Source organism: Frankia sp. R43, assembly GCF_001306465.1.
In the GTDB taxonomy this organism is placed as follows: Bacteria; Actinomycetota; Actinomycetes; order Frankiales; family Frankiaceae; genus Parafrankia; species Parafrankia irregularis.
Genome location: NZ_LFCW01000004.1, coordinates 647457 through 662093 on the forward strand (window position 1 = coordinate 647457; position 14637 = coordinate 662093).

The following is a 14637-nucleotide window of genomic DNA, read 5'->3' on the forward strand; positions in this document are numbered from 1 at the left end:
CGCCTGCCCGCAGCCCGCATGCCGGCGGCAGAGGGTGGAGGCCGTCCGCCGGCCGGGGGCAGCGGCGGGTGTAACAGTTGAGGTATGGCACTGTTGCCCATCCGTACCCTCGGCGACCCGGTCCTGCGCACGCCGGCCGAGCCGGTCACCGTCTTCGACGCAGCTCTGCGGCGCCTGGTCGACAACATGATCGAGACGATGTACGCCGCGCCCGGGGTCGGTCTGGCCGCACCCCAGGTGGGCGTCAGCCTGCAGGTGTTCGTCTTCGACACCGAGTACGACCCCCGGGACGTCGCCGTCCCCCGCCGGCCGCTCGTCGTCGTGAACCCGGTCCTGGAGACCGGCCCGGGCGAGCAGCACGACGACGAGGGCTGCCTTTCCGTGCCCGGCCATGCCTACCCGACGACCCGGGCCGCCACCGCGACCGTGCGCGGGGTGGACGCAACCGGCGCGGCAGTCATCTACCAGGCCAGCGGATATCTCGCCCGGTGCTTCCAGCACGAGACCGACCATCTGCACGGCAGGCTGTACATCGACCGGCTCACCGGCGAGGACCGCCGCGCCGCCCAGGCGGCCCTGCGCGACGGCGTGCGGCCGGCACGCCCCGTTCCCTCGATCTTCCGCGGCTCGTCGCGGCCCGGCCAGCCGTGACCCGGGTGTTCGACGCCGAGCAGGTGCGGCGCCTGCTGCTGGCGCGGGAGGAGATCGCGCTGCTCGACCTGCGGGAGGAGGACGCCTTCGCGCAGGAGCACCCGCTGTGGGCGGCGAACCTGCCGCTCTCCCGGCTGGAGGCGGAGGTCCTGGAGCGGGTGCCACGGCTGGAGGTGCCCGTCGTCGTCTACGGGGAACACGACGGGATCGACCTGGCACCGCGGGCCCTCGCCCGGCTGAGAACGCTCGGCTATTCGCAGGCCGGGGCGCTCGCCGGCGGGCTCGCCGGCTGGCGATCGGCCGGCGGCGAGCTCTTCCGGGACGTCAACGTGCCCAGCAAGGCGTTCGGCGAGCTGGTCGAGGCGGTCAGGCACACGCCTTCGTCGTCGGCGCAGGACGTCCGACGCCTGCTGCGGGAGTCGCCGCCGGTCGTCGTCGACGTACGCCGCTACGACGAGTACCAGACGATGAACATTCCGTCCTCGGTGAGTGTGCCGGGCGGTGAGCTCGTGCTGCGCATCCGGGAGCTGGCACCCGACCCCCGCACCCCGATCGTCGTGAACTGCGCCGGCCGAACCCGGAGCATCATCGGCACGCAGTCGATCATCAACGCGGGCGTTCCCAACCCGGTGGTGGCGCTGCGGAACGGGACGATCGGCTGGGAGCTGGCCGGCCTCGTGCTCGACCATGGATCCACCCGGCGCGCACCGGCCGAGGTGACGGCGGAGCACCACGCGGCCGCCCGGGCCGGCGCGCGGGAGATCGCCCGGCGGGCGGGGGTACGTCCGCTGACGCTCGGCGAGCTGGCGGGCCTCGACGACCCGGCGCGCACCACCTATCGGTTCGACGTCCGCGACGAGGGCGAGTACGTCGCGGGGCACCTGCCCGGGTTCCGTCATGCGCCCGGCGGGCAGCTGGTGCAGGAGACGGACCATTTCGCTCCGGTGCGCGGCGCCCGCCTGGTGCTCGCCGACGACGACGGCGTCCGCGCCGCCATGACGGCGTCGTGGCTGGCGCAGATGGGCTGGGAGACCTACGTCCTCACGGTGCCCGGTCCCTCGCTCACGGAGGTGGGGCAGCCGGCCGCGCGGCGGCCCGCGGCGCCGGCCGTCGACGAGGTCGAGCCGGCGGAGCTGGCGACCTGGCTGGCGGGACCGACCCCGTTGACGGCCACCGCGACCGTCGTCGTGGACATCGGGCCGAGTCGCGAGTACGTCCGCGGGCATGTGCCGGGGGCCTGGTTCGCGATCCGCGCGCAGCTGGGGCCCGCCGGGCAGGCGCTCCCGCCGCATTCACGCCTGGTCATCACCTCTCCCACCGGGGAGCTCGCCCGGTGGGCGGTCGCCGACCTCGCCGACGGACCCGGCGCGGCCGACGGATACAGCGCGGCCGGTGGACCCGGCGGCGGTCACGGGGGCAGCGGGCGGGTGTACGCGCTGGCGGGCGGCACACGGGCCTGGCAGGCGTCGGGAGCCACGCTGGAGGCTGGCGGCCAACGATTCCTCACCCCGGCGACCGACCGGTACCGCCGGCCGTACGAGGGCACCGACAACGCCCGCGAGGCCATGCAGGCCTACCTCGACTGGGAGTTCGGCCTGATCGCCCAGCTGGAACGCGACGGCACCCACTTCTTCGCGCCGATCTGACGGGCACCGGCCCACATCGCCCAGCTGGCAGGGGGTACGACGACGGCCGTGGCCGGGCCGGGCCGGGCCGACGCGGTCGAGGCACATGGCCGCGTCGTGCTCAGCGCCGAGGCGGGCTCGTGGGCTACCCCCGATCGGAAAGCCGCCGAACGGGAGATCTTCGCCCGTGTCCGCGCAGCGTTCGTCCCGGCCGGAATCCTCAACCCCGGCATCCTGCCGCGCTGACGCGCGTGGCCCCCGGGTCCCGACGGTCGAGGAAGTCGACGACGCGGTCAGCCACCCCGCTCATCAGTGACCACCACGCCGTTTCGACCTGATCCGTGTCGCCGTCGCGCAGCGCCGCGCAGACCTCGTCGAAGCCCCGCGCCTGGGCCTGCATCGCACCCGGCACCTGCCTGAAGAAGTCGGGGACGATCTCCGGCATGGCGCGCAGCGCGCCGATCAGCGGTGGGCTGTCCGCCGCCTCGATGATCAGATCGAGGATCTCGGCGTTCACCCGCTCGAAGGATTCAGGATCCGAGGCCGCGCGAAGAGCCGGCTGGAAGGTCAGCAGGCGCCCGACGGCGGCCTCGCCGCCGCGTTGACAGGTCAACGTCGTCGCGAGACCGAAGATGATCGCGAAGATCTCGTAGTGATCCCGGACGTAGTCGGCGTCGAAGGCGTTCACGAAGGCGCCCCGGTGGGGTTCGACCGTGATCCACCCTTCGCGCTCCAGCGCGACGACGGCCTCCCGCATCGGCGTCCGGCTCACTCCGATCGCGTCGGCGATCGACTCCCGATCGAGCCGCTGACGCGGAGCCAGCTCCCCCCGGATGATCTGCTCACGGACATGGTGAACCGCACGCTCGGCACCGCTGTCGACCGGCGCGAGGCGGCTGGCCCTGCTACGGCGGCCGAACGCACCGTGCCAACGGACCGGCGAGCGCGGCGCGGTGTCACCCGGCTCCCGCGCGAAGATCCCGCGGCTGGTGAGGAACCGCTCGACGCAGGCTCCCAGCTCGCGGTGGACCTCACGGGCCGCGGCGGCCGCCTGGGCGGTGTTCCGGGCCTCGACCCCCGCGACGACCGCGCGGACGCCGTGGCGCTGGATGCGCATCACCTCCTCGCGGTCGTCGAACGTGTCGGCGGACGCGTACTCGGGCAGCACCCGCAGCAGCCGATCGGCACGCACCGATCTGGCCGCCGCCCGCAGGACGGTGGTGAAGGAGTCATAGACGTCGGTGGTGTCATGAACGCAGCCGGCGCGCCGGATCTGGCGGGCATGCTCCGCGAGCATCCGGACGTCCGCCTCCTGCGCACGCTGCGTCGCTCGGACCGCGACGAAACCGTGGACCGCACCCAGGAGCACGTAGTGATCATGGGCGGTGCGGCGGTCGATACCGCGGACGAAGGAACCACGCCGGGGCTCGACGGCGACCCACCCCTCACGTTCCAGCGCGATGATTCCCTCCCGCACCGGGATACGGCTGATTCCGAGCTCTTCGGCGATCTCCTCGGGCACGAGCCGCTCACCGCTGCGAAGCTCACCCCACACGATCATGGTTCGAATGTGGTCGGCGACGACCTCCCCGTCGTTGCGCCTCGCGGCGGTCCGGAAACGCCGTGTGCCGCGGGAACCGGGATCACGGGGCAGGAAGCTCACCACCAGAGCTGGAAAGGCGCGGGAATGTCATGCAGGCCAGGCTACGGCCGCGCGGAGGACGGCCGTCCCACCGACCGGCCGACCGGCCGACCGGCCGACGCAGGCCGACCGGATTCGGCACGCTCATTCCAGCAGGTCGGGCTCCTCGGCGACGATCCAGTCGTAGAGGGGCTGGAAGGAGAACCAGCCGAAGCGGTGGCTTCCCACCTGGGAGGCGGTGAGCGCCGCGGCCTCGTGCGGGACGAGATGTGGCGCGGTGGCGGCCGCCTCCGCCATCAGCTGCGACTGGGCGCACCGCTCGTAGCTCAGGTGCCACCAGAACGCCTCGTCCACGGAATGGCCGACGGTCAGGACACCGTGGTTGCGCAGCAGGACGGCCTTGTGGTCGCCGAGCGCCGCGGCCAGCCTCCTGCCCTCCTCCTGTTCGAGCACCACGCCGGTGTAGTCGTCGAGAAGGCCCTGGTCCTGGTAGAAGGCGCAGGCGTCCTGGGAGATCGGGTCCAGGGGGCGGCCGAGCGCGGCCCACGTCCGGCTGTACATGCCGTGGGTGTGGACGGCCGAGACGACGTCGGGGCGGGCGTCGTGGACGGCGCCGTGAATGGTCAGCGCGGCGAAGGCGACCAGGTTGCGGGCACCGGGCTCCTTGTTCGGGCCACTCACGACCGTGCCCGAGCCATCGACCAGGCACAGGTCGGACACCTTGATCTGGCGGAAGCTCTGCCCGTAGGCATTCACCCAGTAGTGGTCGGGCAGCTCCGGGTCGCGGACGCTGCCATGCCCGGCGACGCCTTCGTTGAACCCGGACCGGCCGAGCACCCGGAAGGCCGCCGCCAACCGTTGCTTGCGGTGCAGTCGTTCCTGGTCGACCGAGCTGAAGCTCGGGGGCTTGCGGGTGACGAATCCAGCCATCTCGCGCTCCTCACCTACCGCACAGATCGACTCGGCTGACCTCCGAACGCCCTACCTCGCGGCGCCCCGGCGGATGCGGTCTCGGATCGCGGCCACCCGCTCGGTGAATCCGGGCCGGGACACCGCCCACTCCTGCGCGGCGAGCTCAAGCTCCATCGCCGCCTTCGCATCACTCAACGCGACGCTGGCCCGCAGTGACTGCTTGGTCCGAACCACCAGCTCGGCGTCACGCCCCGCCGCCCGCCGCGCGAGCGCCTGGGCCGTGCCGAGCAGGTCATCCTCCGGCACGCAGCGCCACGCAAGCCCGCGCGCGGCGGCTTCGTCCCCGGTCAGCCTGTCACCGAGCAGGACGAGCGCCGCGGCACCCTGGACACCCACCAGCCTCGACAGCCGCCACAGGTGACCTCCACCCGGATGAATGCCCACGTCAAGAAAGCGTGGGTCGAAGACCGCTGACGGCGAACACAGGACGACATCGCAGGCCATCGGCAGATTCAGGCCCGCGCCGACGACGGGGCCGCACACGGCGGCGATCGTCGGAACCGGCGCCGCGGCGAGACGGAGGAAGCCCTCGTACATCTCGCGCAACGGAACCTCGGGTTTGAGCAGGTCGTCCAGCGAGCCGCCGGAGCAGAACACCGGCGGCGTGGCGGTGAGGACGATCGCCCGCGCGCCCGCTGCCAGCACCCCCGTGACGGCGCTCGCCAGCGCGGTGCTCATCTCGAGGGAGAGGGCGTTGCGCCGGCCTGGGTCATCCAGCGTCAGCCGGGCGACTCCGTCGTCGGCCAGGTCCACCAGGACCAGCGCGCCGTCACGCACCGTCATCGGAGTTCTTCCGCGGAGCCGCATGGGCGGGGATCGCCGGCAGGCCTGCCTCCGCCCAGGGTGACGGCCGGACCCGGCGCAGATCCGGGTGCTGATCCAGATTCCACATGGTATGAATCATACAGTTCGCCCGTCCGGCGCGGTCCTCAGGCGGACGACCGGTCGCCTCGCCCGCGACTGATCGCCGAGGTCCGCCGCGCACGGCCGCTGTGGCTGGCCACTCGCTGTGGCTGGCCACTCGCTCCGGACCGGCCACAGCGGTTCCGCTGGACCGTGGCGGTGGGCGTCAGGCGGCCGCCTGACGCGAGCCCGCGACGCGGAACCCGTCGAAAGGAGTCACAACATGGACGATCTCGCTGGTCGCCGCGCATTGGTCACCGGAGCCAGCCGGGGTATCGGCGCGGCCATCGCCATCCGGTTCGCCGCCGCCGGCGCCGCGGTCGCCATCACCGCACGCACCGACCGGGAGGAGGCCAGCGACGGGCCCGGCTCGCTGGCCGACACTCTGCGCGCCGTCGAGGCGGCCGGCGGGAAAGCGGTCGCCCTCACCGCGGACCTGTCCCGCCCGGACGGCGGACGCTCCGGCCTGGTCCGCCGGGCGGAGGAAGCTCTCGGCCCGATCGACATCCTGGTCAACAACGCCGGGGCGGGCGGCTTCGCGCCCTTCCTCGACGTCACCGACCAGGCGATCGACCACGTGCTCGAGGTCAACCTGCGCTCCCCCTGGGACCTCTGCCGCCAGGCCCTGCCCGGCATGCGCGGCCGCGGCACCGGCTGGATCATCAACATCGGCTCGTTCGCCGGCGAGCACCCCGTCGGACCGCCCTACCGCGACACCCCGCCGAACATGCGCGGATCACTGTACGGCTCGTCCAAGGCCGCCCTGCACCGGCTCAGCACCGCACTGGCCGCCGAAACCGTCGCCGACGGCATCGCCGTCAACGTGCTCTCCCCCGACGGCGCCGTGAAGGTCCGCGACGACTGGCCCTATCCCGACGACGTCACCGAGCCGGTCGAGACCATGGCCGAGGCCGCCCTCGCCCTCGCCAGCTGCCCGCCACCGCCCGCTCTCACCGGCCGGCTCGCCTACAGCCTCTCCCTGCTCGTCGAACTCGCCCGCCCGGTCCGCACCCTCGACGGCTCCGCCCTGGTCGACGGCTGGCAGCCGCACCAGATCAACCGGGCCCGCCTGCGCCACCCACCGGCCTGAGCCGCCCACCTGCCTGGCTCACCTGCCGGCCTGAGTCACTCGCCGGCCTGAGCCGGTGCCGACGGCTGGCCGCGATCCGACCGGGCGGCAGCCACCGACGACGCACCATCAACCACCGAACACGAGGAGTTGGCAATGTTCGAACTCGATGGACACGTGGCGCTCGTGACCGGAGCCGGCCAGAACATGGGCGCGGGCGCGGCGCGGGCCCTGGCCGCACAGGGGGCGGCGGTCGCCGTGAACGATCTCGTCGCCGACCGCGCCGAAGCGGTCCGAGACGAGATCGAGGCCGCCGGCGGCAGGGCGGTCGCGGTCCCCTTCGACGTGCTGGACCCCGACGCGGTGCGAGCAGGCGTCGCCGCCGCGGGCGAGGCGTTCGGGCACCCGGTCGACATCCTCGTCAACAACGCCGGAATCCATTCCGACATGGTCGCCCGGCCGTTCCGCGCGCTCGATCCCGCGCTGTGGCGCGGCCCGGTGGACATCAACATCTTCGGATCCCTGAACTGCATCCACGCGGTGATCGAGGACATGGTCAGCGCACACTGGGGCCGCGTCATCCAGATCTCCTCCGGAGCCGGGCGCACGGGCCTGGCGATCGGCGTCGCCCTGTACGGCGCGGGGAAGAGCGGCATCGAGGGCTTCGTCCGGCACCTTTCCCAGGAGGTCGCGAAGGAGGGGATCACCGCGAACACCCTGGCCCTCGGGATGATGGACAACTCGACCGAGAACCCCGATCTCACCCGGGCCCTGGCGGGCATGGTCCCGACAGGGCGCCTCGGCACACCCACCGACGTCGGTGCCGCCGTCGTCTTCCTCGCGGCCGAGGAGACCTCGTGGCTGACCGGCCAGACGATCAACCTCAACGGCGGCTCCACCATGAACTGAGCCGCATACGGTGTCCGCACCCGCCACGCGGACACCGTCGACGGACACGGCGGTGCGTCTGCCAGGGTCGTCGCCCTCGGTGCGGATGTCGCGGCCCGCATCCGGGCGCCAGCCGGGCAGCGCACCGAGCAGGTGCGCGACAATCCCGACAACGTGTATGAACGCGCTTGAACACGACGTTCTCGGGCTCGTCGACGAGACCGCCGCAGGTGTCCGCAGGTCGGTAGGCCGCCACATCGGCAGATCGGCAGCTCGGGTGAGAAGGAGGTCGGTTCGTGGCCGACACGCAACTGGTGATGGGTGCGAGCGGTTTCCTCGGTTCGCATGTGACGCGGCAGCTGGCGGAGCGCGGCGACGACGTGCGGGTCTGGATCCGCAGGACCAGCTCGACGGTGGCCTTCGACGACCTGCAGGTCGAGCGCGTCCACGGCGAGCTGACCGACGACGCCGCGTTGGTGGAGGCGATGCGCGGGGTCGACACCGTCTACTACTGCATCGTCGACGCCCGGGCCTGGCTGCGTGACCCGGCACCGCTGTTCGCGACGAACGTCGAGGGGCTGCGGCACGCGCTCGACGCCGCGGTCGAGGCGAAGGTGCGACGCTTCGTGTTCTGCAGCACCGTCGGCACGATCGGCCGCTCCGACGACGGTGGCCCGGCCGACGAGGACGACCCGAACACCTGGAAGCACCTGGGCGGGCCGTACATCCAGGCCCGGGCCGACGCCGAGGACCTCGTCCTTCAGTACTGCCGCGAGCGTGACCTGCCCGGGGTCGTGATGAACGTGTCGACGACCTACGGGGCTCCCGACCACGCCTCACCGCACGGCCAGCTGGTCGCCGACGCCGCCCGCGGCAAGATGCCGATCTACTTCGGCAAGGCGTCGATGGAGGTCGTCGGCATCCGGGACGCCGCCCGCGCGTTCCTGCTCGCCGCGGAGAAGGGCCGGGTCGGCGAACGGTACATCATCAGCGAGAGCTACATGACCTGGAAGGAACTGGTGACGATCGCCGCCGAGACGGGCGGGGTGAAGCCGCCGCGGATCGGGATCCCGATCCCGGTGATGAAGGTCATCGGCCGCCTCGGCGACTTCGGGCAGAAGGTGCTGCGGCGCGACACCGTGATGAACAGCGTGAGCGTGCGGCTCATGCACTTCATGCCTCCGCTGGATCACAGCAAGGCCACGCGCGAGCTGGGCTGGGAGCCCTCCCCCACCGCCGACGAGATCCGCGAGGCCGCCAACTTCTACCTCGAGCGCGACCGCACGAAGGCCCAGGCCGCCTGACGCGAGGCGGACTGCCGCGGCCCCGGGCTCGGCTCAGCCACCGGGGCCGCTGCGCCCGCCCAGCCGACGCGGTCGGCCAGCCCGCGGCCGCGGTGTTACCTCCGTGCGATCCCGTCCGTCTCCTCCCTGTCAGCCGCGAGAAGGAACATCTCGGCGAGGAGTGAAAGAGGATGACGATGCAGGCACGGATGAAGAACCCGGCGCTGCTGCTGCCGCACGGCATGGAGGCGATACAGGCCCTGTACAAGGCGATGGCCGCGGGCGGGGTCGACCCGAGGACGATGGAGCTCGTTCATCTGCGGGCGAGCCAGATCAACGGTTGTGGGGCCTGCGTGCACGCGGGCGTGACGAACGCCCGCAAGGCCGGGGAGAGCGACGATCGGCTGCACGCGACGGCCGGCTGGTACGACTCGCCGCTGTTCGACGACGCCGAGCGGGCCGCACTCGTGCTCACCGAGGCGGTCACCCGCCTGAGCGACCGGCCCGGTCAGGTCACCGACGAGATCTGGGCCGAGGTGTCGAAGCACTACGACGAGCAGCAGCTCGCCGCCATCATCCTGATGATCGCGACGACGAACTTCTTCAACCGGATCAACACCACGATCAAGGAGCCCGCGGGCACGACCTGGAGCTGACCAGATCAGGTGGTCGTCGCCGGTGCGGGGCGGTTCCGCGGAACCGCCCCGCACCGCACCGCCCCACAGAAACGCCTATGTCACGGGCAGGTCCGGTAGGCGCAGCCGTTCGAGGCGGGCCGGGTCGGCCAGCACGTCGATCGCGACGATGACACCGGCACGTACCGCGAAGCCCATGACCGACAACGGCGTCCCGGCGACGGTCACGACCACGCCCGCTGCGCCGTCGACCAGCACCGGGTGGACGGCTGCGTCCGGCCGGGCGAACATCAGCGCTCGGCGGGCCACCGCTGCCGCACCCCGCACCACCGCGGTGACGGACGGCCGGTCCGAGCCGCCGTCGGCGCGCATGATGACCTCCGGGGCCAGCAGGCCGAGCAGGCCCTCGAAGTCACCGGCCCGTGCGGCCGTGAAGAACGCCTGGACCACCGCGTGGTCAGCGGTCCGGTCCGCCGCCGTTGCCGGCTGCCGCGCGCGGTCGCCACCGAGGGCGTTGCCCTGGACCCGTTGGCGGGCGCGGCTCGCGAGCTGTTTCGTGGCCGCCGGTGTCCGGCCGAGGATCACGGCGATGTCGGCCATCGGGACCGCGAACAGGTCGTGCAGGACGTAGACGATCCGCTCGGGCGGGCTGAGCGTCCCGAGGACGACGTCCAGGGCGAGCCCGACCGCGTCGGCGAGCAGCGCCTCGTGTTCGGGGTCGGCGCCCGTGACCGGGGCGACGACCGGATCGGGCAGGTGTACGTCCAGGGGCACATCGCCATCGAGGGACTGCTCCCGCCGGCTTGCCCGGGCCCGCAGCATGTCCAGGCAGATCCGGCTGGTGACGGTGGTGAGCCAGGCCCGCAGGTTCAGCACCTCGCCGACGTCGGATCGGCTCAGCCGGACCCAGCATTCCTGCACCGCGTCGTCCGCGTCGTCCCACGAGCCGAGCAGGCGGTACGCGACCGACCGCAGGTACGGCCGTTGCTCACCGAACCTTTCCGCCAACAGCTCCAGCCCAGTCACCGACCCACCGCCCCCTTCGCCCACCCCCGGCCCTGCCGCCGCGCTGCCACGATCTGGACGGAGTGGATCAACCCGAGGTAACACCGGAACGCTTCGTGGGCGTTCGGGCCTCCTTCATCCCACGGTTCGCGAGCCGGTCGGCGCGCTCGTTGTCGGGGTGCCCCGCGTGCCCTTTCACCCAGAGCCATTCGATGGTGTGCCGGCCGGCCAGGACGTCCAGCTGCTGCCAGAGGTCGGCGTTCTTGACCGGCTTCTTGTCGGCGGTCAGCCACCCGTTGCGTTTCCAGCGCGGCAGCCATCCGCTGACGCCGTTGCGCAGGTACTGGCTGTCGGTGTGCAGGCGCACCGTGGAGGGGCGGGTGAGCGCCTCCAACGCCCTGATGGCGGCGAGCAGCTCCATCCGGTTGTTCGTGGTCTCGGCGGCCTCCCCGCCGTACAGCGTCTTCTCGTGTGCCCCGTAGCGCAGCACGGCACCCCAGCCGCCCGGACCGGGGTTGCCGCTGCAGGCCCCGTCGGTGAAGATCTCCACTCCGGTCACGAAATCCCTCTCCCCGGCGGCGGCTTCTTCGATGGGTCCGTCACCCACGCGGGGCGCCGTCAGCTGGCGGAGGGCTGGCGCAGGGGCAGGCGGACCCTGATCATGGTGTCGCCGGGCTTCGACTCGATCGTGATCGTGCCGCAGTGGCGCTCGACGACGATACGCCGCGCGATGTCGAGGCCGAGCCCGGTGCCCTTGCCGACGTCCTTGGTCGTGAAGAAGGCCTCGAAGGCACGGGCGGCGACCTCCGGCGGCATCCCGGGCCCGTCGTCGCCGATCTCGACGATCACCGCGCCGCCGCCGGCGCTGGTGTCATCGTCGTGCGAGGTGGTCAGGCGCAGCGTGCCGGCGCCGTTCATCGCGTCGACCGCGTTGTCGATGAGGTTGGTCCACACCTGGTTGAGCTCGCCGGCGTGGGCGTCGACGGTGGGGACGTCGGCCCCGTACCGCCGTTCCACCCGCACTCGTGCCGGCATTTTGTGCCGCAGCATCACCAGGGTGCTCTCCAGGCCCTGGGTGACGTCCACGTTCTGCATGGACGCCTGGTCGAGGTGGGAGTAGGTCCGGACGGCGGAGACCAGCTCGGAGATGCGCCGGGTCGACTCGCCGATCTCGGTCAGCAGGCGGGGTGCGTCGAAAGTGCTCGCGAACCATTCGAACGCCGGTGCCAGCGCCGCGCCGCCGTGGGCGCCGTCGCCGAGTCCGCCCGCGCCGAGGACGTCGCCGACGCGGTCGCACCAGGCGGTGTCGGCGCCGGCGGCGGCCAGCGCCGGGGCGAAGGCCCAGCCGCGGTCGACACCACGTGCGGCCATCCACGAGGACAGGTCCTCCTGGCGGTCCGACAGGTCGAGCGGGTCGACCGGCCCGGGTGGCGGGACGACCTCGCGGCGCAGCTCGTCGAGCTGGAGGAACTGGCTGGCGGAGATCTCCGCGCCGGCGAGCCGGTTGAGCGCCGAGAGCAGGGTGGCGCACACCGCCTGCAGGGACTGGGTGGCCCGCACCGCGGCGGCCGCCGGGTTGTTGATCTCGTGGGCGAGGCCGGCGGCGAGTGTTCCCAGGGTGACGAGGGCGTCCCGCTGGCGGACGGTGGACTCGATGGTGCGGGCCGTCCCGAAGACGCCCTGGATGAGATGGGTGCCGAGCGGGAACCAGGCATCACACAGGCTGCGCAGCCGCCCGGCCGGCACGCGCAGCACCCGCCCGGCGGTGGCGACGCGGCCGGTGGCGAGGTACACGCCCTGCGGGTCGAACGCGCGGAAGCCACCGGCCCACCGGCCGGGCTCGTCCATCCTGCCGACCACGGTCTCCTCGCGGTCGGTGCGCCGCACCAGGTCGATCGTGCCGTCGATCAGGACCCACCAGGCGTCGGCGTACTCGCCGTGGCGGAACAGCTCCTGACCGGGGCTGACGTGGACCTCCTCCCCCGCCGCGGCAAGCTGCCTGAGCTGCTCGTCGTGCAGGCCGGCGACGATCGGCAGGCCGCGCAGGTCATCGACCAGGCCGCCGGCCGGGTCACTGGCCTGACCGCCGACCTGGCCGCCGGCGGGGCCACCGGGCTGGTCGCCGCCCTGGTCGCCGGGCGGCATCAGCTCAGCCCCAGGTACCGGTGGACGAGGTGGATCGACATCGCGCCGTCCCCGACGGCGGAGGCGACCCGCTTCATGGAGTCGAGCCGCACGTCGCCGGCGGCGAAGACCCCGGGCAGGCTCGTCTCCAGCGCGAACGGCTCGCGGGCGTGCGGCCACCGGCCGGCGAACGCCGGGGCGGCCAGGTCCGGGCCGGTGACGACGAAGCCCTGCCCGTCGCGGACGACGGCGTCGCCGAGCCAGTCGGTGCGCGGGGACGCCCCGATGAACACGTACAGCCAGTTCGACGCCAGTGTCTGCTCGGTTCCGGCGGCGCGGTCGGCGATGGTCAGCGACTCCAGGTTCTTGTCGCCGTGCGCGGCGACGACCTCGCTGCGGACCCGCACCTCGATGTTCGGCGCGGCCTCGATCCGCTCGATCAGATAGCTCGACATGGTGGCCTCCAGCGACGGGCCGCGCACCACGATGACGACTTCCCTGGCGTGGCGGGCGAAGTTCAGGGCCGCCTGGCCGGCGGAGTTCGCGGCGCCGACGATGACGACGACGTCCCCCTGGCACCCGGCGGCGTCGCTCGCCGACGCACCGTAGTACACCCCGCTGCCGGTGAGCCCGTCGAGCCCCGGTGCCTCGAGCCGCCGGTAGGAGACACCGGTGGCCACGATCACGGCGTGGGCCTCGATCTCGCCGCCGTCGGCGAACAGCACGGCGTGCACCGGCCCGCGCGGCTCGACGCCGACGACGTCGCGGGCGAGCACCATCTCGGCGCCGAACCGGGAGACCTGGGCGACGGCCCGATGGGCCAGATCGGCGCCGGTCAGGCCCTTCGGGAACCCCAGGTAGTTCTCGATGGCCGCGCTTTGCCCGGCCTGCCCGCCGGGGGCCTGCCGTTCGATGACGACGGTGCTCAGCCCCTCGGACGCGGCGTACACCGCCGCCGCCAGGCCCGCCGGGCCACCGCCGATGATGCACACGTCGTACAGCCGCTGGTCGGCCTCCGTGCGCAGCCGCAGCGAGCGGGCCAGATCGAGCGCCGACGGCGCGCGCAGCGGCTCGCCGTCCGGGACGAGGACGAGCGGCAGGTGTTCGGGTGCGACGCCGGCCAGCTCCCCGAGCCGCCGCCCCTCGGCGTCACGTTCGATGTCGTACCACTGGTAGGGCACATGGTTACGGGCCAGGAACGTCTTCACCTCATGGCTGCCGGCCGACCAGCGGTGGCCGACGACCCGCACCTGGCCGGTCTGGTCCGGATGCGCCCGGCGCCAGTCGGCGAGCAGGTCGTCCAGCACGGGGAACAGTCGCTCCCGGGGCGGGTCCCACGGCTTGAGCAGGTAGTAGTCGAGGCCGATGTCGTTGATCGCCCTGATCGCGGCGTCGGTGTCGGCGTACGCGGTCAGCAGCAGGGTCTTCGCGCCGGGCGCGTGCACGCGGGCCTGCTCCAGCAGCGCGATGCCGGTCATCTCGGGCATCCGCTGGTCGGTGACGATCAGGGCGACCGGCTGCTCGCGCAGCGCGAGCCGGGTGAGGACGCCGAGTGCCTGCTCACCCGAGGTGGCGGCGACGATCCGGTAGTCGGCTCCGTACTGCTCGCCGAGGTCCCGGCTGATCGCCGCGGAGACCTCCGGATCGTCGTCCACCGTCAGGATGGTCGGTCTGGCCATGAAGCTCACCCCAGTCAGCGGTTGCGCGGCCAACCCCCCACAAAGTGACCGTCTCGGAGCAAACTACCGGCCTGACCGGCCCAGTAGTGCCACTGTCCGGCGAGCCGGGACGCCGCGGAGATCGCCCGGTCCACCCGCCCGACCATGGGCGTGCCTCGCTT

Annotated in this window: 14 protein-coding genes; 7 read left to right on the forward strand and 7 right to left on the reverse strand. The window is 72.5% G+C overall.

Annotation, left to right across the window (positions count from 1 at the left end):
* Positions 1 to 84: 84 nt before the first annotated feature.
* Genes def through ACG83_RS45450 form a run of 3 tightly spaced genes read left to right on the forward strand, consistent with a single transcriptional unit; the run spans position 85 to position 2522 of the window.
* Positions 85 to 651 (forward strand): peptide deformylase, encoded by a 567-nt coding sequence (gene def, locus ACG83_RS20035; RefSeq protein ID WP_054567727.1) that lies wholly within the window; start codon positions 85 to 87, stop codon positions 649 to 651.
* Complete coding sequence (locus ACG83_RS20040) at positions 648 to 2297, forward strand: rhodanese-like domain-containing protein (RefSeq protein ID WP_054567728.1); 1650 nt, start codon at positions 648 to 650, stop codon at positions 2295 to 2297. Before def ends, ACG83_RS20040 begins: the two co-directional genes overlap by 4 nt.
* A gap of 48 nt (positions 2298 to 2345) precedes the next feature.
* Positions 2346 to 2522 carry a hypothetical protein gene (locus tag ACG83_RS45450; protein WP_161934777.1) on the forward strand — a complete coding sequence of 59 codons (177 nt, stop codon included), beginning with the start codon at positions 2346 to 2348 and terminating at the stop codon, positions 2520 to 2522.
* Here the strand turns inward: ACG83_RS45450 and ACG83_RS20045 are convergent.
* The 3 genes from ACG83_RS20045 to ACG83_RS20055 all read right to left on the reverse strand — a co-directional run bounded on the left by ACG83_RS20045 (position 2497) and on the right by ACG83_RS20055 (position 5673).
* A complete protein-coding gene (locus ACG83_RS20045; protein ID WP_131831013.1) occupies positions 2497 to 3939 on the reverse strand; it encodes a GntR family transcriptional regulator in 1443 nt (480 codons plus the stop codon). The genes ACG83_RS45450 and ACG83_RS20045 overlap by 26 nt on opposite strands.
* A 123-nt stretch (positions 3940 to 4062) precedes the next feature.
* Complete coding sequence (locus ACG83_RS20050; protein ID WP_054567730.1) at positions 4063 to 4848, reverse strand: class II aldolase/adducin family protein; 786 nt, start codon at positions 4846 to 4848, stop codon at positions 4063 to 4065.
* 51 nt (positions 4849 to 4899) lie between these two features.
* Positions 4900 to 5673, reverse strand: a complete 774-nt coding sequence (locus ACG83_RS20055; RefSeq protein ID WP_054567731.1) for an enoyl-CoA hydratase-related protein — start codon at positions 5671 to 5673, stop codon at positions 4900 to 4902.
* A 343-nt stretch (positions 5674 to 6016) separates the two neighbouring features.
* On the opposite strand from ACG83_RS20055, the gene ACG83_RS20060 reads away from it, so the two are divergent.
* The 4 genes from ACG83_RS20060 to ACG83_RS20075 all read left to right on the forward strand — a co-directional run bounded on the left by ACG83_RS20060 (position 6017) and on the right by ACG83_RS20075 (position 9689).
* On the forward strand, positions 6017 to 6883 hold the full coding sequence (locus ACG83_RS20060; protein WP_054567732.1) for an SDR family NAD(P)-dependent oxidoreductase: 867 nt from the start codon (positions 6017 to 6019) through the stop codon (positions 6881 to 6883).
* A 135-nt stretch (positions 6884 to 7018) separates the two neighbouring features.
* Complete coding sequence (locus ACG83_RS20065; protein ID WP_054567733.1) at positions 7019 to 7771, forward strand: SDR family NAD(P)-dependent oxidoreductase; 753 nt, start codon at positions 7019 to 7021, stop codon at positions 7769 to 7771.
* A gap of 275 nt (positions 7772 to 8046) precedes the next feature.
* Positions 8047 to 9054 (forward strand): NAD-dependent epimerase/dehydratase family protein, encoded by a 1008-nt coding sequence (locus ACG83_RS20070; protein WP_083473388.1) that lies wholly within the window; start codon positions 8047 to 8049, stop codon positions 9052 to 9054.
* A gap of 176 nt (positions 9055 to 9230) precedes the next feature.
* The gene (locus tag ACG83_RS20075; protein WP_054567935.1) at positions 9231 to 9689 is read left to right on the forward strand and encodes a carboxymuconolactone decarboxylase family protein; all 459 of its coding nucleotides are present in this window, start codon (positions 9231 to 9233) and stop codon (positions 9687 to 9689) included.
* Positions 9690 to 9764: 75 nt separating this feature from the next.
* Here the strand turns inward: ACG83_RS20075 and ACG83_RS20080 are convergent, their stop codons facing one another.
* From ACG83_RS20080 to ACG83_RS20095, 4 genes are all read right to left on the reverse strand, one after another.
* A complete protein-coding gene (locus ACG83_RS20080) occupies positions 9765 to 10694 on the reverse strand; it encodes a sigma-70 family RNA polymerase sigma factor (RefSeq protein ID WP_054567734.1) in 930 nt (309 codons plus the stop codon).
* A gap of 67 nt (positions 10695 to 10761) precedes the next feature.
* Positions 10762 to 11280, reverse strand: coding sequence for a ribonuclease HI (rnhA, locus tag ACG83_RS20085; RefSeq protein WP_235498034.1), 519 nt, complete (start codon positions 11278 to 11280; stop codon positions 10762 to 10764).
* Positions 11281 to 11291: 11 nt separating this feature from the next.
* On the reverse strand, positions 11292 to 12818 hold the full coding sequence (locus ACG83_RS47755) for an ATP-binding protein (RefSeq protein ID WP_083473389.1): 1527 nt from the start codon (positions 12816 to 12818) through the stop codon (positions 11292 to 11294).
* Complete coding sequence (locus ACG83_RS20095) at positions 12818 to 14476, reverse strand: FAD-dependent oxidoreductase (RefSeq protein WP_054567938.1); 1659 nt, start codon at positions 14474 to 14476, stop codon at positions 12818 to 12820. Before ACG83_RS20095 ends, ACG83_RS47755 begins: the two co-directional genes overlap by 1 nt.
* Between the last annotated feature and the right edge of the window lie 161 nt (positions 14477 to 14637).